Here is a 19022-nt window from a genome sequence, read left to right on the forward strand (position 1 = left end):
CCAGCCCGGCGCGGCCGCCGGCCGGCCCGGTGCTCGTCTCATCCGCCGAAGGCAGCCCCTGCTCGCCGCGGCGCCGCGATCGGTGGCAGCTCAGCGATCGGTGGCAGCTCAGCAGGGCGGTGCTCGGTGTGTCGAGTTGCTCAGCTGCCAACGATCAAGAAAGCGGGACCGGGAGTACGACGCCCTCGGTTGCCGACCGGTGGGCCAACTCGATCAGCTCGACCGTGGCCACCGAGTCACGGGGGTCCACCGGCATTTGCGCGCCGTCACGCAGTGCCGTCGCCACCTGCTCGTAGAAGCTCTGGTATGCGCCGGGCTCAGTCGGCACCGGCCGCAGCTCACCGTCGACGCCGAGCATGCCGTACCGCTCCGGCGGGACCTCGCCCCAGCCCGGCTGGTCCGGACGGCCGCCGTCGTGCAGCGCCGCCTCCTGCACGTCCAGGCCATAGCTCGTGTACGCCGCCCGGTCGCCCAGCACCCGCAGTCGTGGCCCAAGTTGCCCGGTCACCGCGCTCATCCACAGGTGCGAGTGGACCCCGTTGGCGTGCGTCAACGCCACGAACGCGTCGTCGTCGACCAGGGCGTCCTGCCGACGGCGGTCCACCTCCGCGTAGACGCGGTCGACCGGCCCGAACAGCTGCACCGCCTGGTCGATGAGGTGCGCGCCCAGGTCGTAGAGGGCACCGCCGGCCTCGCCGGGCCGGTCGCTCTCCCGCCAACCCGCCTTGATCTGTGGCCGCCAGCGCTCGAAACGGGACTCGAAGCGGGTCACCCGGCCCAGCTCGCCGCCCTCGACGAGCCGACGGACGGTGCGGAAGTCACCATCCCAGCGCCGGTTCTGGAACACCGTCAGCGGCACCCCACGCTCGGTCGCCTCGTCGATCAGCGCGCGACCCTCAGCGGCTGTCGCGGCCAGCGGCTTGTCGACGACGACCGGCAGCCCGGCGGCCAGCGCCGCCCGGGCCATCGGCACGTGCTGCCGGTTCGGCGTCGCCACCACGACCAGGTCCAACGCGTCCGGCGTACGCCACAACTCGTCGGCGTCGTCGACCAGGCGGGCGTCCGGGAAGTGCTGTCGCGCCTGCTCGCGCCGCTGCGGATCGCGGGTCACGATGGCGTCGAGCCGCAGCCCGGGGGTCGCGGCGATCAGCGGTGCGTGGAAGACCCGGCCCGCCAACCCATACCCCAGCAGACCGACCCGCAGCGCCTCCGCCATGCCGTACCCCTGTCTTCCCGGTCCGCGCCCTGAGTGACGACGATCCCGCTGATCGAATCTACGCCCCGCGCGGTCGTGCCCGATCTCGGCCCGGTGCTGGTCAGCTCACCGGATCGGCCCGCAGGTAGGTGAGTACCGCGAGCACCCGACGGTTGGTGTCGTCGCTGGGCGGCAGGTCGAGCTTCAGCAGGATGTTGCCGACGTGCTTGCCGACCGCCGCCTCACTGACGTGCAGTCGGCCGGCGATCGAAGCGTTGGACCGGCCCTCGGCCAGCAGCGCCAGCACCTCGCGTTCCCGGTTGGAGAGTGCCGCGAGCGGATCGCGCGGGCGGTGCAGCAGTTGCCGCACCACGTCCGGGTCGATGGCGGTGCCGCCGGCGGTGACCCGGCGCAGCGTGTCGACGAACTCGGTGACCTCCGCCACCCGGTCCTTGAGCAGGTAGCCCACCCGCTGGCCGTCGCCGCTGTCCAGCAGCGCCGCCGCGTACCCGGTCTGCACGTACTGGCTGAGCACCACGACCGGCAGGTCAGGCCGCTCGGCGCGCAACGCGACTGCCGCGCGCAGCCCGTCGTCGCGGTGACCCGGCGGCATCCGGATGTCGGTCAGCACCAGGTCCGGTTGGTGTTCGCGAGCCGCGTCCAGCAACTCGGGCGCGGTGCCGACGGCGGCGCACACCGTGAACTCGAAGCGGGTCAGCAGCGCGACCAGGCCCTCGCGCAGCAGCACCTCGTCCTCCGCGAGCACCACCCGGGTCAGCGACGGCACGGCAGCTCCACCCGGACCAGGGTAGGCCCGCCGGCCGGGCTGGCGAGCAACAGCCGGCCGTCCGCGGCGGCGACCCGGTCGGCGAGGCCGGTCAGACCGGTGCCCCGGGCCGGGTCGGCGCCGCCGTGGCCGTCGTCGGACACCTCGACGACGAGGTCCCCGTCGGCCCGGGTGAGGCGCACCTCGGCGCGGGTCGCCTCGGCGTGCCGGGCGACGTTGCCCAGTGCCTCGGACACCACGAAATAGGCGGTGGTCTCGACGATCTCCGGCAACTCGCCGTCGAGATCGGCGTGCACGCCGACCGGGATGGTGGCCGCGTCGGCCAACTCGCGTACCGCGCCGGCCAGGCCGAGGTCGGTGAGACTCTGCGGCCGGATGCCGTGCACCAACTGCCGCAACATCACCATCAGACCCCGGGCCTGGTCGTGCGCGACGGCGAGGGGCCGGGCGGCGGGGGAGTCCTCGGGTACGTCCAGCCGGGCCAGGCCCAACTGAAGGGTGAGGCTGGTCAGCCGGGGTTGCGCGCCGTCGTGCAGGTCCCGCTCGATCCGGCGCCGTTCGGCCTCGTACGCGCCGACCAGTCGGCTCCGGGACCGGGCGACCTCGCGCAGCGCCGCCGCGTCCACCGGTCGGGCCAACACCCACCGGGCCACGGCGGCCTGGATGGCGGCGAGGAGCCCGGCCGCGTACCCGAGCACCGGGAGAAGCAGCACACCCACGACGGCGTACGGGATGGCCTCACCGGTGGAGTCCACCGTGCCCCAGAGCACGACGACCTCGTCGGCGTCGCCGGCCAGCCAGGGGCTGGCGATCAGCCCGAGGTCGAGCACCACGAGCAGCAGGAAGATCCAGTACGCGACCGGCGCGAACCCGCCCAGCCAGAACAGGTACGCCACCTCCCGCCAGGTGGCGGCCGTGCGGTAACGGGCGGCCAGGCCGGGCCATGGTGACGCGGGCAGCGGACGACCGTCCACGAGCCTGAGCTGCCAACGCTCGACGGCGGCCACCGGGAAGCTCACGATCGGGGCCAGCGCCAACAGGATGAGGCTGCCGGCCGCCAGGAACAGCGTCAGGCTGATGGTCGGCGGTCGGCTGTGCAGCCGAAGCGCGTTGATGGCGGCCAGCATGGGTGCGCCGATGACGAGCAGCCCGACGGCGAGCAGGCCGGCGATCGGCACGGTGCTGATCAGATAGGCCACTGCACGCCAGGGCCAGGCGGAGATCAGCCAGTCGCGGCGGCGCAGCGCCTCAGCCAGGTGACGAGGGTGTTCCGGGGTCATGCCGCAGACGCTAATCGGGGTAGCCGGGCCGCCCCAGCCGTCCAGATCCACTTCCGGGGGTATGCCCAGCCCTACCGTGACCGTCCGGACGTTGGCGCTGATGGGGTGGAAATGGGTGTGGTGCGGCCGGAAATGGGAAGAACGCGCCGTCACGCGGCCCGCGTGACCTGTGCTGGCGGCGGCTGGAGAGACATGGGTGCCAGAACCTTCGTGGTGGTCGGCGGGACCAGCGGGCTCGGCCTCGCGGTGGCCCGGCTGCTGGTCAACGAGCACCAGGTCGTGGTGTTCGGCGATGTGTCGGCCGAGGTTGCCGCAGCGACCGACGAACTGGGTTGCGACGGCGTGCTCTGCGACATCTCCTCGTACGAGCAGGTCCGCGACGGGTTCGCCGAGGTGGTGGAGCGCTACGGCACGATCGACGGGGTGGCGGCCTGCGCGTCGATGTGGGCCGGCGGCGACCTGACGGACCTGTCGGTGGAGCACATCCGCCGGGCCGTGGAGATCAACGTTCTGGGCATCACGTACCTGCTGCGGGAGGCGGTGGAGCACCTGCACCGGCAGGGTCACGGGAACGTCGTGTACATCGGCGCGATGGCGCTGACGGCCCCCAGGCCCGGCATCCCCGTCTACCGGGCCACCAAGAGCTACGGCAACAGCCTGGTCGATTCGCTGGCCGAGGCCCAGCACAGCAACCGGGTCAAGGTGATGCAGCTCCATCCCGGGCCGATGCCGACGCGCCTGCAGGAACGGGTCGGTGCCGAGTTCCTGGACGAGGTGTACGCCATGCCCGAACAGGTCGCCACCGAGGTCGTCCGGTTGCTGTTGCTCGAACCTGACGATCTCTACGTCTCCGGCGAGCGCGTGCTGCGCGCGGACGGGCGGTGGTGACGGCCGCAGCCGGACCCGACGACCGTCCGGCCTCGGCGTGGGCGCCGCTGCGGACCGCGGTCTACCGCAACCTGTGGCTGGCCCTGCTCGCCGCCAACATCGGGACCTGGATGCAGACGGTCGGCGCCCAGTGGCTGCTGATCCACCAATCCAACGCCTCCACCCTGGTCGCCCTGGTCCAGACCGCCAGTCTGCTGCCGGTGCTGCTGCTGGCGTTGCCCGCCGGGGTGCTGGCCGACAGCTTCGACCGTCGGCACCTGCTGATCGCCGTGCAGCTGTTCCTGGTGGCGGTGGCGGTGGCGTTGACACTGCTCACCCTGACCAACCGGATGCCGCCGGCGCTGCTGCTCACCCTCACCTTCGCGTTCGGGGTCGGGCAGGCGCTCACCCTGCCGGCCTGGGCGGCGGTGATCCCGGAGCTGGTGCCACAGGATCAGCTGCGGTCGGCGTCCGCGCTCGGTTCGATCAGCGTCAACGCGGCGCGGGCGGTCGGGCCCGCGGTGGCCGGCGTGCTGATCGCCCGCACCGGCGTCGCCCCGGTGTTCGGCCTCAACGCCGTCGCTTTCCTGATCTTCGCGTACGCGTTGTGGCGCTGGCGGCCCGGCAACGCCCGCGCGGTCGAGGTGCCCGAGCGGTTCACCGCCGCGCTGCGCGCCGGTAGCCGCTACGTACGCCACTCGCCGATCGTGCGCCGGCTGTTGCGTCGTGCGCTGGTCTTCGTGGTCCCGGCCAGCGCGCTGTGGGCGTTGCTGCCGTTGGTGGCCAGCCGGCGGCTGGGGCTGGGCTCCGGCGGGTACGGGCTGCTGCTGGCCGCCCTCGGGGTGGGCGCCATCGTGGGTGGTGTGCTGCTGGCCGTGATCCGCACCCGCCTGTCGGCCAACCAGCTCCTGCTGATCGCCGGGGTGTTGTTCACCGTGGCGCTGACCGTGGTCGGCACCGTGCGGGTGGTGCCGCTGGTGCTCATCGCCCTGCTCCCCGCCGGGATGGCCTGGGTGACGGTGCTGGCCAACGTCAACGCCGAGATGCAGCTCTTCCTGCCCAGCTGGGTGCGGGCCCGGGGCCTGGCCGTCTATCAGGTGTGTTTCGCCGGCGGGCAGGCGGTCGGCGCGCTCCTGTGGGGGCTGGTGGCCGACATGGCCGGGCTGTTCGTCGCCTACCTCGCGGCGGCGGCGCTGATGCTGGTCGGCACCCTGACGAGTCGGATCTGGCCGCTGCCGGACCTGCGGTCGGTGAACCGCGAACCGGCGGCCTACTGGCCGCAACTGCACCTGGCGCACGAGCCGGACCCGGGGGTGGGGCCGGTGCTGGTGACGGTGCAGTACACCGTCCGCCCCGAGCGGACCCAGCCGTTCCTGGCGGCGATGGACCAGGTGCGCGGCGCGCGGCAGCGGACCGGCGCGATGCGCTGGGGGTTGTTCCGGCCGGCCGAGACGACGGACCGGTTCGTCGAGGTGTACGTGGTGCCGTCCTGGGGCGAGCACCTCCGCCAGCACGGTGGCCGGTTGACGGGCGAGGACCGCGAGGCCGAGCAACGGGCCCGGGAGTTGACCGACGGGGAGCCCGAGGTCCGACACCTGGTGCCCGCTGCCGCCGGCCCGCTGCTGTCGGACGACCGCGAGGCGCTCTGATCTCCGTGTACGCGCGGCGTACGGCGTACGCCCGCGTTGTTAGGATGGCCGCACCATGGCGAGTGAGCGCAAGGCGACCGCGGACCCGGCCCGCAGCCTGGCCATCCTCTGGCGCACCCGGGAGCCGACCAGCCGCAGCGCCGGGCCCGGGCTCAGTGTCGACCGGATCGTCCGGGCCGCGATCGAGATCGCCGACGCCGAGGGCCTCGATGCGTTGACCATGCGTCGGGTCGGTGAGGCGCTGGGTGTCGGCACCATGTCGGTCTACACCTACGTGCCGGGCAAGGCCGAACTCGTCAACGTCATGGTCGACACCGCGTACGGCGAGATGCCGCGCCCCGCCGTCGAGGGCGACTGGCGGACCAGGCTGGAGCGGATCGCCCGCGACAACCTGGCGCTCTACCAGCGGCATCCCTGGATGCTGCGGGCCGAGACGACCCGACCGGTGCTCGGCCCGCACCTGGTGGCCAAGTACGACCACGAGCTCGGCGCGGTCGACGGCATCGGGCTCACCGACGTCGAGATGGACGCGGTGCTCACGCTCGTCCTCGGCCACGTGAAGAGCGCGGCGCGGGCCGCCTCCGAGGTGGTCGACCTGGAGCGGGAGACCGGCATGACCGACGGTCAGTGGTGGCAGTCGCACGCGCCCTGGCTGGCGACCTTCATGACGGCCGACAGCTACCCGACCGCCGCGCGGGTCGGCACCGCCGCCGGTCAGCAGCACGGTGCCGCGTACGGCCCGGAGTACGCCTTCGAGTTCGGCCTGCAACGCGTCCTCGACGGGATCTCGGTGGTTGTCGTCGAGCGGGCGTCCAGCGGGTAGCCGAACCGGTCAGGGGCGCCGCGTCACCAGCGGCTCGCCCATCCTGCTCCTGCCATTGCCAGGAAAACCAGGAACCCGGCTGTCGCCCGTTGCCCGGGTGACAGTGTCTGGCGTAGGCGTGATCGTGACCTCCGTCGGCTGCGGCAGCTGAACGCCGGGAAGGGTGGCGATGGTGAGCGGGCTCTCCGGGCGGCTGCTGCAACCACGGGAGAATCCCCGCCGAGCGTCGTTCCTGGAGCTCTTCTTCGACCTGGCCTTCATCTTCGCGCTGACCCGGCTGTCCCAGGCGCTGCTCGACGACCCCAGCCTCAACGGCGGTTTCCAGGTGCTGCTGATGCTGGCCGCGCTCTGGTGGGTGTGGTTCGTGACAGCCTGGTCGGCGGACTGGTTCGACCCGCGTACCCCGCTGATCGTCGCCCTGCTGCTCTGGGTGATGTTCGGTGGCCTGCTGATGGCCGCGGCCGTGCCCACCGCGTTCACCGAACACGCCATGGTGTTCGCCCTCGCCTACGTGGCCATCCACCTGGGCAGGGCGGCGCTGCTGGTCCCCGCCCTGCGGGGGCACCCGCTGCAACTGCGCACCGTGCGGGTGGCGGTCTGGTTCGCGATCTCCGGCGTGCTCTGGGTGGTGGGGGCGGCCGTCGCCCCGGCCCGGGAGGTGCTCTGGGCGCTCGCCCTGGTGCTGGAGTACTCCCTGGCGCGGTTGCGCTGGCCGTTTCCGTGGCTCGGGCGCAGTTCCTGGCCTGACCTGCAGGTGAACGGCGAACACCTCTCCGAGCGCTACCAACAGATCTTCATCATCGCGCTGGGTGAACTGATCCTGATTTCCGGCATCACCTACAGCGGCTCCGCCCTGGACCGGGACAGCACCGTGGCGTTCGCCCTGGCGTTCGTGACCGCGGTGGCCCTCGCCCGGCTCTACCTGGTACCCGCCGGCGCGCGGCTGGGCACCAGCATCGAAGCGGCGGGCCCGCCCGGCAGCAAGCTGGCGCTCACGGCGGGCTACCTGCACTTTCTCATGATCGTCGGCGTCCTGGCCACCTCCGCCGGTATGGAGATGTCGATCGATGACCCGGGGGCGCACACACCGGCGCGACTGGTCGTGTCCGTCGCCGGTCCGACGCTGTTCCTGACCGGCCGGATCCTGCTCTCGGCGCTCGTCGACGCCAGCCTGCCCCTGGCCCGGCTGATCGGCGTACCCGCCCTCATCCTGGGCGGTTTCGCGAGTGTGAACCTTCCGCTGGTCAGTGCCAGCGGGGTCGTCGCCGGAGTGCTCCTGCTGATCGTCGTGCTCGATGCGGCGCCCGGACTATGGGGGCCGGGTCGACCGGCTGGGCGGACCAATGGATGACGGATCGCCGCCCCACCGCGAGCGGCCGGGACGGCACGACATCGTGGAGTTGCGGGTGCACGGCGTGTCCGGGGCGCGACCGGAGCGGGTCCTCGGCCGTCCGCACGTCCGGCAGGTCGCCGGCGACCACAGCGGCGGCTTCCACCGCCCCGACGCGGACGAGACCGAGCCGGACGGGGTGACGCTGGAGGCGTACCGGTGGGGTGACCTGCCCTCGGGCACCGTGGTCCGGACGCTCTCCATGGTCTTCCTGCTGCCGTTCATGCTCAGCAACGTGGCGGTCTGGATGCGGCCCACCGGCCGCCGCAGCGGTGCCGCAGTCACCGTGCTGTGCCGGCTCCTCGCGCTCAACCTCACCGTGTTGTACGTGGTGTCCATCGCGGGGGTGGCACTCGATCTGCTCGCCTGGCGGTGTCTCGGGGTGGCCCGGTGCCGTGCTCCCTTCGACGCGGTGGCAGGGCTCGACGGCTTCCAGGTCGGGCCACGGTTGGCGGTGCTGGCTCTGCTGCCGATCGCCGCCGTCGCCTTCCTCCGGCTGCTCGGCACCCGCCGGCCCCGCCCGGCCGGCAACCCCTTGTGGGCCGTCGAGCCGTTGGTGGGACGGCTGCGGGCGATCCACGTCGCTGCCGCGCTCGCCACGCTCAACCTGATACTGCTCGTGGCTCGTAGCGCAGGCGGTGGGACGGTCTCGGCGACCATGCTGCTGACGCTCAACGTCGCGGTGCTGTTGGTCTGCGCCGGCCTGCTCGCGGTCCCCGGGCTGCTGGACCGGGCGGCGACCAGGCGGATCGTCACCCGGACCGCCAGCACGGTGGGCGCGGTGGCCGTTGGCCTGAGCGTGGCCACCCTCGTCACCGTCGCCCTGGACGAGCGTGCCTGGGCATCGTCGGTCGGGCTGCCGGGCTACGACGGGATCGCCAGTTGGGCGCTACTCGGCCAGATGTCGCTGCTGGCGGCGCTGAGTGGACAGGTGCTGTGGCACCACGGCCGAGGAGAACGCCGTGAGGCGCTGCCTCGGGGGTTGGGCGCGGCGGTGGTCGCCGCCTTCGCGGTCGGCCTGGGCGGCGCGTTCTCCGCCAACCTCGTCTATCAGAGCGGGCACCTGCTTGGCGGCTACCGCGGTGACGGTGGGCCGCCGTTGGCGTACCAGTGGTCGATCCTGGCGTTCTTTCTGCACGTGACCGCGGGGGTGGTGCTCTGCGGTGCGTTGACCCTCGTGTCGCGGCGACGCCGGTGGCGCGCGGCGGCGGCTATCACCGCCCGCGACTTCCCGACGGTGACGCCCGAGAGCGCTGGGTGGCTGCGGCGGGTGACGAAGGCCGTCGCCCGGGCGCGGTTCGCCGAGTGGCTGGGACTGCTCGCCGTCGCGTACGCGGCGCTCGCGGCGCTCGGCCTGGCCACAAGCCTGCTGAGGCTGTTCGAGCTGGCACCGGACGAGCTGCCGTGGCGGCTTCTCGGGCTTCCGGTCGGGGCCGTCGGCATGGGACTCGCCGCGGGCAGTTACCTCATCTCCCCGGTGGTCCTGGCTCTGCTCCTGGGTGGGGTGTTCGCCTACCGCACGGCGTGGTTCCGTCGGCACGTCGGCATTCTGTGGGACCTGGGCACCTTCTGGCCCCGGGCCGCACACCCGTTCGCACCCCCGAGCTATGCCGACCGGGCGGTGCCGGAACTGGCCGACCGGATCATCCACCTGACCGAGCGACACCGCGGGGTGCTGCTCTGTGGGCACAGCCACGGCTCGGTGCTGCTGGCCCTCGCGGTGCTGCGGCTGCCCCCGCGGGTACGCCAGCGCGTCGCGCTGCTCACCTACGGGTCACCGCTGGACCGCCTGTACGCCCGGCTCTTTCCGGCCCATCTCAACGAGAAGGTGCTGCGCGAGGTGGGGGAGCGGGTCGAGTGGCGGTGGCTCAACCTGTGGCGGGAAACCGACCCCGTCGGTGGTTGGATCTTCGCCGCGCACCGGCCCGGCGATCCGCCCTCGGATCCTGCCGATCCGGCTTGCCGGGTCGACCGGCGGTTGCGGGATCCACGGGACCTGCTGCCTGCGCCGGGGGAGCGCCGTCCGCCGCCGGTGCGGGGGCACCATCCGGGCGAGTCCGACCCCGAGTTCCGGGCGGCGGTGAGTGAGCTCGTTGGACGCCTGCGTGGCTCCGACTGAGCGCCCCGGCTCTGCGGCCGACGGGTGGGGACGGCACCGGTCAGCGCGCCTCGGGCGACCGGTCGCTCTCCGCCACCGTCGCTCGGACCTTACGCAGGGTGGCGTCGGGCGCGCGGATAGCGGCACGCCACCGGTCCAGCGTCCGGGTGAGCACCCGGACCACGAACTGCAACTGGTTGACCTGCTCGCGGAGCAAACCCAGCTCGGATCGCGCGTTCAGCGCCTCGCCCTCCAGCTGGGTGATCCGAGTCTGCAATGGCTGCACCAGGGTGAGGGCGGCCTCGGTGAGGGTGTCGGCGGCGTCGGCCTTGAACTTGCCCCGCTGCGACACCACGGCGGCGATCGCGGCCAGGCCGGTGCCTCCGCCGAGGATGCCGAGCACACTGAGCGCCACCTGCACCCAGGGCGGCGCGGCGGGCGTCGGGGAGGTATTCACGTGACACTTCCCTGTAGCTGTTCGTAGCTCACGCATTCGCAGGCCCGGGCCAGGCGGTGCAGGTCGACGGCGATCTGCCCGGCCCGCCAGAGCGATCCGACCGTCACCGCGACGACGAATGACGCCGTGGCGAAGGATTGTCGGCCCGACATGGCCACGAGGGCCACCGCGTACATGCCGGTGATCGTGCCGAGGACCAGGACCGACGCGAGTTCGACGCCGAGCCCGGTGGAGAGACGGCCGGGCCACAGGATGCCCAGCAGCCCGCCCACGCCCACCGCGATCAGACCGACCTCCCAGGCGATCTGAATGGGCACGGGCATGGCCGTCTGCACGGAGGTCGGTCGGACATCGAGGGTCGCCATCAGAATGCCGCAGACGGGTGCCGCGGCCAGGACTGCCACCTCGTACGGCTGGCGCTGGGATCGGAAACGCAGGTGCCCCACGGTAACTCCCTGGTCGAGGGCCGTCATCCAGCAGCGGCCGGTGGGCCGGTGCCGTTCGGTGGGTCGACCGTGGTGTGGCGGTCTGTGCGGCGAAGCCCGATGGTGCGTTGCGGGGTGGTCGGTCGTTGGTCGAGGAGGTGAAGCGACTCGCCGTCGTTGGCTGGCCGATATCTGCCTGTGTAGCACCGATGACCGGTTGGCGTCCACCTGGTGTAACGTCGCGTTTCCGCTGGTCAGAGCCAATATCGGCCCGATCGGCGTGCGGTGGGTGGGGTGGAGCGCGGCGATCCGGCCGCCCCGACCAACCCGTGACATTAAGTGTCTTATATCTTACCCAGGGTGACATTGGTGCGACCGGGCCGCCGATCGATCAACGGGCGAGCAGGGCGCGCAGCGCCCGGACCACCTCGGCCGGTGACTCCTCGGCCATGAAGTGTCCGCAGGTGACCGTCTGGTGCGTCAGGTCCGGCGCCCACGACCGCCACAGCCCGGCCGCGTCGTAGCCGAGCGCCGCGCCCCAGTCCTGCTGGAGCACGGTCACCGGCATCCTCAGCTGGTGACCGGCCGCCCGGTCTGCGGTGTCGTGGGCGACGTCGATCCCGGCCGACGCCCGATAGTCGGCGACGATCGAGGTGACCGCGTTCCGGGACGCGCGCAGGTACGCGGCCCGCACGTCCGCCGGCAGCGCCTCCGGATCGCGGGTCCACACGTCCAGGAAATGGCCGAAGAAGGCGTCCGGGCTGCCGCCGATCAGCTCTTCGGGCAGGCCGGGCGGCTGCGCCATCAGGTACAGGTGAAAGGCGACCGCGGCGGTGGTGCCGTGCAGCACGTCCCACATGTCCAGGGTCGGCAGCACGTCGAGCAGGGCGAGCTGGGTGATCGCCGCCGGATGGTCGAGACCGGCGCGGAACGCCACCAGGGCACCCCGGTCGTGCCCGGCGAGGGCGAACCGTTCGTGGCCGAGCGCGCCGGCCAGCGCCACGATGTCGGCGGCCATGGTGCGCTTGGCGTACCCGTTGCCGTCAGTGTCGAGGGGCTTGTCGCTGTCGCCGTAGCCGCGAAGGTCGGGGCAGATGACGGTGTGATCGGCGGCCAGATCGGCCGCGACGTGCCGCCACATGAGATGGGTCTGCGGAAAGCCGTGCAGCAGCACGATCGCAGGCCCGGAACCGCCCACGGCGGCGTTGAGCGTGACACCGTCGGCGACGGTGACACGCCGGTAGTCGAATCCGTTGATCCTGGGGTCCACGGGGAAACCTTCCTGGTGAGCAGTGCCGGCTGGGGCGGTGGCCCGTCGCCGTCGTACGTCATCGAGCCTGCTCGGCGGTGATCAGCGGACGATCAGCGTCGAATGAGTGCGGGCCGGCCGAGCGCCTAGATTGGTGCCATGACCAGGCAGCCGACGGCACCTGTCGCGGTGGCGTTCGGCGTACTCGGGCCGGTGACCGCGGCGACCGAGCGTGGCCCGGTCGCGCTCAGGGGGCACCGGCAGCGCCTGGTGCTGGCCCGGTTGTTGATCGCCCACGGTCGGGTGGTGCCGGTGGATCGTCTCGTCGACGACCTGTGGGAGGTCGCGCCGGGCGGCGCGGTGGGCGCGATCCGGACCTTCGTCGCCGACCTGCGCCGGGCCCTGGAACCTGACCGACCGCCCCGGCAGCCGCCCCGGATCCTGGTCACCGAGCCACCCGGGTACGTGCTGCGGGTCGCCCCGGCCGCGGTGGACGCCGGTCAGTTCGAGGCGGCCGTCGGCGAAACGAGCCGACTGTTGGCGGCGGGACGTCCAGCGCCGGCCCTGGCCGCGCTGGACGCGGCACTCGGGCTCTGGCGCGGGCCCGCGTACGCCGACTGCGCGAACGAGGCCTGGGCGGTCGCGGAGATCAACCGGCTGGACGAGCTGCGGATGCTCGCGGTCGAGCGGCGAGCGGAGGTGCTGCTGGCGTTGGGCCGGCCGGACGAGGCCGCGGCCGACCTGCCGGCCCACCTGGCCAGCTATCCGCTGCGCGAGGACGCCTGGCGGCTGCTCGCGGTGGCCCGGTACCGCGCCGGCCGGCAGGGCGACGCGCTGGCGGCGCTGCGCGAGGCCCGGGACGTCCTGGTAACCGAGTTGGGCGTGGACCCGGGGCCCGAGCTGCGGCGGTTGGAGGCCGACATCCTGGCCCAGGCACCGCACCTCACCTCGCCTCTCGAAGGCACCGCCACCCCCAGCCCTCTTGGGTCGGATTCGGAGCGGCCGTCTACGGCGCGGCCGGGCCCGGCGCGGGAGCGTCCGTTCGTCGGCCGCGATGCGGAACTGGACCGACTGCGGCGGGCCGCCGGAGTCGCCTCTCAACGCCGCCAGCCCACCCTCGCGCTGCTCAGCGGTGACCCGGGCGCTGGGAAGACCGCGCTGGCCGAGACGTTGACCCGGTGGCTCGCCGCCGAGGGCTGGACCACGGCGTGGGGACGCAGCCCGGAGTACGAGGGCGCACCGGCTGCCTGGCCGTGGAGTCAGGTCACCGACGCGCTCGCCGGGCCGGCCGACGTCGTCGAGGCCGACGGGCCGGCCGACGGCTCGGGTGACCCCGCCGTCACACGGTTCCGCCGGCACCATGCCGTGGCGTCGCTGGTTTCGGCGGTCGCCGACCGGGGGCCGGTGCTCCTGGTCCTCGACGACCTGCACCGCGCCGACGGTGACACCCTGGACCTGCTGACCGCCCTGCTCACCGGCCCGCAGCCGGCCGCCGGGCCGGTGCTGATCCTCGGCACCTACCGGGCCACCGAGATCAGCCCGGAGCTGACCGCCGCCCTGGCCCGCGCAGCCGGGCTGGAACCGGTCCGGGAGTATCTCGGCGGCCTCTCCGCACCAGCGACCGGCGAGCTGGCCCGCGCCGTCGTCGGGGCGCCGCTGGATCCGGACACCACCCAGTTGATCCACCACCGCAGCGGCGGCAACCCGTTCTTCGTCCGCGAGCTGGCCCAGTTGTACGCGGGCGAGGGGGAGGCGGCACTGGCCGCGGTGCCGCCCGGGGTGCGCGACGTGATCCGGCACCGGTTGGCGCAGCTGTCCGCGCCGACCCGTACCGTGCTGCGGCAGGCAGCCGTGCTCGGCCGGGACCTCGACCCGGAGGTGCTCAGCACGCTGGCCGGTGACCCGTCGGTGGTGCTGGACGCCGTGGACCGCGCCCTGCAGGCCGGCTTCCTCACCGAGCGGGAGACCGACGGGCGGCTGCGCTTCACCCACATCCTGGTCCGCGACACGCTCTACGCCGACCTGTCCACGCCGCGCCGCGCAGCCTGGCACGCGGCCGTCGCCGAGGTGCTGCGACAACGGGTTCCCATCGAACCCGCTGCCCTCGCGCACCACCTGCTACGCGCAGGTGGACCGGTCGCTGCCGGTCGCGCTGCGGCGTATGCCCGCACAGCCGCCGATCAGGCCGAACGGGGCGGTAACCCGCATGAGGCGGCCCGCCTGTGGGGGCAGGCGATCGACGCGTACGACCACGCCGAGGGCGTCGAGCAGCGCGAGCGGTTGACCGCGCTGCTCGGTTTGGGGCGCGCGCTGGCCGTGACGGGTCGGCTGGCCGAGGCGCGGCAGCGGCGAGCCGAGGCGATCGGCGCCGCCGAGTCCGCCGGCGACCCCCGGCTGATCGAGGAGGTGCTGGCCGGCTTCGACGTGCCGGCCATCTGGACGCGCAACGACGACGACCTGCTCTCCGGGCGGATCGTCCGAGCCGCCGAGCACGCCCTGACCGCTCTCGGCTCGACCGGCTCCGCGCAGCGCAGCCGGCTGCTGAGCACCCTCGCGCTGGAGCTGCGCGGCACCACCACCGACCGTGGCCGCCGTGCGGCGGACGAGGCCGAGACGATCGCCCGGACCGTCGGCGACCCGGGGCTGCTGGCCTTCGCGCTCAACGCCCGCTTCATGCACGCCTTCCACCACGTCGGTCTGGCCGCTGCCCGGGCCCGGATCGGCGCCGAACTGGTCGACCTGGCCGCCCGGCACCAGTTGGTGACCTTCGAGGTGCTCGGCCACCTCGTCCTGGTGCAGGCACACTGCGCGCTGGCCGACCGGCCCGGCGCCGATGCGCACGCCCGCGCCGCCGACCGCCTCGCCGAACGGTACGAGCTGCCGCTGGTCGGCGTCTTCACCCGGTGGTACGCCGCACTGCGCCTGGCGCTGGACGGCGAGTCGGCCGCGGCGGCGGACGCGTACCGGGCGGCTGCCGACCGTCTGACCGCCGACAGCATGCCGGGCCTGACCCGCGGGCTGCTCCCGCTCGCCCTGCTCGGCCTGCGCCTGGCCGAGGCCACTGACGGCGACCAGCCCGGCGGTGCCGACGGGCCGATCCCCGGGCCCGGGGGTGCCGACCGGCCGATCCCCGGTCCCGGCGGTGCCGACTGGTCGGGCCTGGACTGGGGTCCGCACGAGCTGTGGGTCCGGCCGCTGCTGCTCCTCGCCGACGACGACCGGGACGGTGCCGCAGCCGCCCTGCGGACTCTTCCGGACGGGCCGCACGATCTGCTGCGGGAGGCGCGGCTCTGCCTCGTCGGCCGGGCGGCGCGCGCCCTCGGCGACCGGGTCACGATGGAACGGGTCTACGCCGAGTTGCTGCCGGCCGCCGACGAACTGGCCGCCGGCAGCGGGGTGTTCACCGTCGGCCCGGTGGCCGGGCACCTCGCCGACCTGGCCGACGCTCTGGGCCGCGACGAGGAAGCGGCCGGGCACCGCCATGCGGCCCGCGCGGTCACCGCCCGGGCCCGCGCCGCAGCCGCCTCGCCCTGACCGCCACCGCTGCCCACGGCGACTTGCCGGTTTCCGTCGGAACCAACCGGCGGGTGCGGTCAGATTGAACCACCGGCGTGCGTGTCACCGTCGGCGGACGATCGAGGGGGTACGCCGTGGAGGGGCTCGTCCTGATCGTGGTGCTGGGCGTCACCGTCCTGGTCGGCACCACCCTCGGCGGTCGGTACCGGGTCGCCCCGCCGGTCCTGCTCATCGCGTTCGGGGTGCTGCTCGGGCTGACGCCGCCGCTGTCCGAGCTGACCCTGGAACCGGACCTGGTGCTGCTGATCTTCCTGCCGGCGATCCTGTACCGGGAGAGCCTCACCATCAGCCTGCGCGAGATCCGGGCCAACCTGCCGGTGATCGGGCTGCTCGCCGTGGTGTTGGTGGTGCTCACCATGGTCACGGTGTCGTTCACCGCACAGGCGTTCGGGGTGAACCCCGCCGCCGCCTGGGTGCTCGGCGCGGTCCTCGCGCCGACCGACGCCGCCGCGGTCACCGGTCTCGCCAAACGGCTGCCCCGGAAGCTCCTCACCACCCTGCACGCCGAGAGCTTGATCAACGACGGTACGGCCCTGGTGGTCTTCGCGGTGGCCGTGGGCCTGCTCACCGGGAGTGCGGAGCCGGGCGTGCTGGGCATCGGCGAGGAGTTCGTCGGAGCCAGCGTCGGCGGCGTGCTCGCCGGCCTGCTGGTGGGGGGCGCCGTGGTGCTGATCCGCAAGCGGCTCGACGATCCGCTGCGCGAGGGCGCGCTGAGTGTGCTGACACCGTTCGGCGCCTTCCTTCTCGCCGACTCGGTGCACGCCAGCGGTGTGCTGGCGGTGGTGGTCGCCGGCCTGGTGCTGGCCTACGCCGGCCCACGGGTGATCCGCGCCCGGTCCCGGGTGCTGGCGTACGCGTTCTGGGACCTGTCCACGTTCCTGATCAACGGCGGGCTGTTCGTTCTGCTCGGTACGCAGATACCCCGGGCGGTGCGGGGCGTCACGAGCACCTCGCCGCGGCGGGCTCTGGTGATCGTGCTGGTGGTCACCCTGGTCGTCGTCGCCACCCGGCTGCTCTTCATCTACCTGACGGCGGAATCGGCGAGGCTGCGCCGCCGGATGGTGGACGACGGCGGAGGTCCCTCGAGCTGGCGGGTGGGGACCGTCGCCGGCTGGTCCGGTTTCCGGGGGGCCGTGTCGCTCGCCGCCGCCCTGGCCGTCCCGACGGTGACGGTCGCCGGTCGACCGGTGGTCGAACGCGACCTGATCATCTTCGTCACCGCGCTGGTGATCGTTCTGATCATGCTCATCCAGGGCACCACCCTGCCGCTGGTGGTGCGCTGGGCAGGGCTGGTCGGCGACCCGGAACGCATCGACGAAACCCGGCATGCTCGGCGGCAGGCCACCGAGGCGGGCCTGGCCGTTCTGCCCCAGGTCGCCGCCGAGCTCGGTGCCCAGGAGGAGTCGGTGCGTCGGCTGCGCGCCGAATACCAGAGGCACCTGGAGGACGTCAACGAGAGCAGCGGGTGTACCGGCGAGGAACGCCGCCTGGAACGCCAACTGCGCCTCAGGGTGCTCGCCCACAAACGGCGCGAGGTCACCCGCCTGCGGGACAACCGGGAGATCGACGACCTCGTGCTGCAGGAGGTCCAGGAGGCTCTGGACAACGAGGAGATCCGGCTGCTGGGACGCGGGCCCAACGACTGATCGTCAGCGGCCTTCCTGCCGGCGCGGCTCAGAGCACCTGGGCGAGGAACCGGCGAAGCCGAGGCTGCTCGGCCCGCTCGAAGATCGCCTCGGGTGGGCCGGCCTCCAGCACCACGCCCCGGTCCATGAAGGCGACGGTGTCGGCGACCTGGCGGGCGAAGCCCATCTCGTGGGTGACCACCACCATGGTCATACCTGCCGCGGACAGGTCGGCCATCACCCCGAGCACGCCCTTGACCAGCTCCGGGTCGAGCGCCGAGGTCGCCTCGTCGAAGAGCATCACCTCGGGCCGCAGCGCCAGCGCCCGGGCGATCGCCACCCGCTGCTGCTGACCGCCGGAGAGCTGCGCGGGCCGGGAGCCGGCCTTTCCGGCCAGCCCCACCAGCTCCAGTTGGGCCCGGGCGACGGATTCCGCCTCGTCCTCGCCGAGCTTGCGGAGCCGGCGCAGCGCGAGGGTGACGTTGCGCAGCACGCTCATGTGCGGGAAGAGGTTGAACTGCTGGAAGACCATCCCCACCCGCTGCCGCAGCGCGTCCGGGTCGTCGCCCAGCACGCTGCGCCCGTCCAGCAGCACGTCGCCGCGGTCCGGCTCGATCAGCCGGTTGATGGTGCGCAGGAGGGTGGACTTGCCCGACCCGGACGGGCCGATCACGCAGGCCGTCGCGCCGCGCGGCACCGTGAGGTCGACGCCGCGCAGCACCCGGTTGGGCCCGAAGGCGAGGTGTACGTCGCGGACGTCGAGGCTGACCGAGGTGGTCGTGGCGGTGGTCATCATCGGTTCCCTTCCGTCGCGGCGGGCAGCGCCGACGAGGTGTCGTCGTCCTCGTCCGTCGGCGCGCTAGCCGGCCGACCGTTGCGCAGCCGCCGGTCGATCCAGTTGACGACGTGCGTCAGCGGGACCGTCAGCGCCAGGTAGAAGAGGCCGGCCAGCAGCAGCGCGGACTCGTTGCCGGTGGTGGCCGCGTAGTCCTGCCCGATCCGGAACAGCTCCCGCTGGCTGGCCACCAGGCCGAGGAAGTAGACCAGGCTGGAGTCCTTGATCAGCGCGATGAGCTGGTTCACCCAGGCCGGCAGCACCCGCCGGATGCCCTGCGGAATGATCACCAGCCGCATCGCGTCGGCCCAGGAGAAACCGAGAGCACGGGCGCCCTCCAACTGGGCGGCCTCCACCGACTGGATGCCGGAGCGGAAGATCTCCCCGATGTACGCCGCCGCGATGAGCGACAGCGCCAGAATCCCCAGCGGGTAGGGGTCCGGTCCCCAGACCCGCATGCCCAGTGGGGCCAGCCCGACGCCGATCAGCAGGATCGTCGCCGCGGCCGGTAGCCCTCGGAACACGTCGGTGTAGACCCGCGCCGGCCAGCGCAGCCACCGGCTGCGGGAGATGCCCGCGACGGCGAGCAGCAGGCCCAGCACCGAGCCGAGCAGGGCGGCGGAGACCGCCAGGATCAGCGTGTTGGGCAACCCGACGGTCAGCATCTCGGGCAGCGCCTCGCGCATCGCGTCCCAGTCGAAGAAGGTCTCCCACATGGTGCTCAACGGATCCATCGGTCGCCTCTCCTACCGCCCTGCTCGCTCGT

General features: G+C 72.9%; 15 protein-coding genes. 7 read left to right on the forward strand and 8 right to left on the reverse strand.

Features of this window, described 5'->3' with window-relative positions; translation table 11 throughout:
* Window positions 1–154: 154 nt before the first annotated feature.
* From ABZT18_RS09205 to ABZT18_RS09215, 3 genes are all read right to left on the reverse strand, one after another.
* On the reverse strand, window positions 155–1216 hold the full coding sequence (locus ABZT18_RS09205) for a Gfo/Idh/MocA family oxidoreductase (RefSeq protein WP_354993993.1): 1062 nt from the start codon (window positions 1214–1216) through the stop codon (window positions 155–157).
* A gap of 100 nt (window positions 1217–1316) precedes the next feature.
* The gene (locus ABZT18_RS09210) at window positions 1317–1982 is read right to left on the reverse strand and encodes a response regulator transcription factor (RefSeq protein ID WP_354993992.1); all 666 of its coding nucleotides are present in this window, start codon (window positions 1980–1982) and stop codon (window positions 1317–1319) included.
* A complete protein-coding gene (locus ABZT18_RS09215) occupies window positions 1970–3262 on the reverse strand; it encodes a histidine kinase (protein WP_354993991.1) in 1293 nt (430 codons plus the stop codon). Before ABZT18_RS09215 ends, ABZT18_RS09210 begins: the two co-directional genes overlap by 13 nt.
* Window positions 3263–3454: 192 nt before the next feature.
* On the opposite strand from ABZT18_RS09215, the gene ABZT18_RS09220 reads away from it, so the two are divergent.
* From ABZT18_RS09220 to ABZT18_RS09240, 5 genes are all read left to right on the forward strand, one after another.
* Window positions 3455–4150 carry an SDR family oxidoreductase gene (locus ABZT18_RS09220; RefSeq protein WP_354993990.1) on the forward strand — a complete coding sequence of 232 codons (696 nt, stop codon included), beginning with the start codon at window positions 3455–3457 and terminating at the stop codon, window positions 4148–4150.
* Entirely contained in the window at window positions 4144–5778 is a 1635-nt protein-coding gene (locus ABZT18_RS09225; RefSeq protein ID WP_354993989.1) for an MFS transporter, read from the forward strand. Before ABZT18_RS09220 ends, ABZT18_RS09225 begins: the two co-directional genes overlap by 7 nt.
* A gap of 55 nt (window positions 5779–5833) precedes the next feature.
* Complete coding sequence (locus ABZT18_RS09230; protein WP_354993988.1) at window positions 5834–6601, forward strand: TetR/AcrR family transcriptional regulator; 768 nt, start codon at window positions 5834–5836, stop codon at window positions 6599–6601.
* 172 nt (window positions 6602–6773) lie between these two features.
* Entirely contained in the window at window positions 6774–7952 is a 1179-nt protein-coding gene (locus ABZT18_RS09235; RefSeq protein ID WP_354993987.1) for a low temperature requirement protein A, read from the forward strand.
* Window positions 7945–10110, forward strand: coding sequence for a hypothetical protein (locus tag ABZT18_RS09240; protein WP_355250893.1), 2166 nt, complete (start codon window positions 7945–7947; stop codon window positions 10108–10110). The genes ABZT18_RS09235 and ABZT18_RS09240 overlap by 8 nt, the downstream gene beginning before the upstream one ends.
* 40 nt (window positions 10111–10150) lie before the next feature.
* Here the strand turns inward: ABZT18_RS09240 and ABZT18_RS09245 are convergent, their stop codons facing one another.
* From ABZT18_RS09245 to ABZT18_RS09255, 3 genes are all read right to left on the reverse strand, one after another.
* Complete coding sequence (locus ABZT18_RS09245) at window positions 10151–10546, reverse strand: hypothetical protein (protein ID WP_355250896.1); 396 nt, start codon at window positions 10544–10546, stop codon at window positions 10151–10153.
* On the reverse strand, window positions 10543–10992 hold the full coding sequence (locus tag ABZT18_RS09250; protein WP_354993984.1) for a hypothetical protein: 450 nt from the start codon (window positions 10990–10992) through the stop codon (window positions 10543–10545). Before ABZT18_RS09250 ends, ABZT18_RS09245 begins: the two co-directional genes overlap by 4 nt.
* 370 nt (window positions 10993–11362) lie before the next feature.
* Window positions 11363–12241: an alpha/beta hydrolase gene (locus ABZT18_RS09255; protein WP_354993983.1), complete on the reverse strand. Its 879-nt coding sequence runs from the start codon at window positions 12239–12241 to the stop codon at window positions 11363–11365.
* A gap of 138 nt (window positions 12242–12379) precedes the next feature.
* Between ABZT18_RS09255 and ABZT18_RS09260 the strand changes: the two genes are divergently transcribed.
* A complete protein-coding gene (locus tag ABZT18_RS09260; protein WP_355250899.1) occupies window positions 12380–15754 on the forward strand; it encodes a BTAD domain-containing putative transcriptional regulator in 3375 nt (1124 codons plus the stop codon).
* 116 nt (window positions 15755–15870) lie between these two features.
* Window positions 15871–17442, forward strand: a complete 1572-nt coding sequence (locus tag ABZT18_RS09265; RefSeq protein WP_354993981.1) for a Na+/H+ antiporter — start codon at window positions 15871–15873, stop codon at window positions 17440–17442.
* A gap of 28 nt (window positions 17443–17470) precedes the next feature.
* Here the strand turns inward: ABZT18_RS09265 and ABZT18_RS09270 are convergent, their stop codons facing one another.
* A complete protein-coding gene (locus ABZT18_RS09270; RefSeq protein ID WP_354993980.1) occupies window positions 17471–18217 on the reverse strand; it encodes an amino acid ABC transporter ATP-binding protein in 747 nt (248 codons plus the stop codon).
* Window positions 18214–18990 carry an amino acid ABC transporter permease gene (locus ABZT18_RS09275; RefSeq protein WP_354993979.1) on the reverse strand — a complete coding sequence of 259 codons (777 nt, stop codon included), beginning with the start codon at window positions 18988–18990 and terminating at the stop codon, window positions 18214–18216. The genes ABZT18_RS09270 and ABZT18_RS09275 overlap by 4 nt, the downstream gene beginning before the upstream one ends.
* Between the last annotated feature and the right edge of the window lie 32 nt (window positions 18991–19022).

The sequence above is a fragment of the Micromonospora sp. NPDC005291 genome, assembly GCF_040607415.1.
Classification (GTDB): domain Bacteria; phylum Actinomycetota; class Actinomycetes; order Mycobacteriales; family Micromonosporaceae; genus Micromonospora.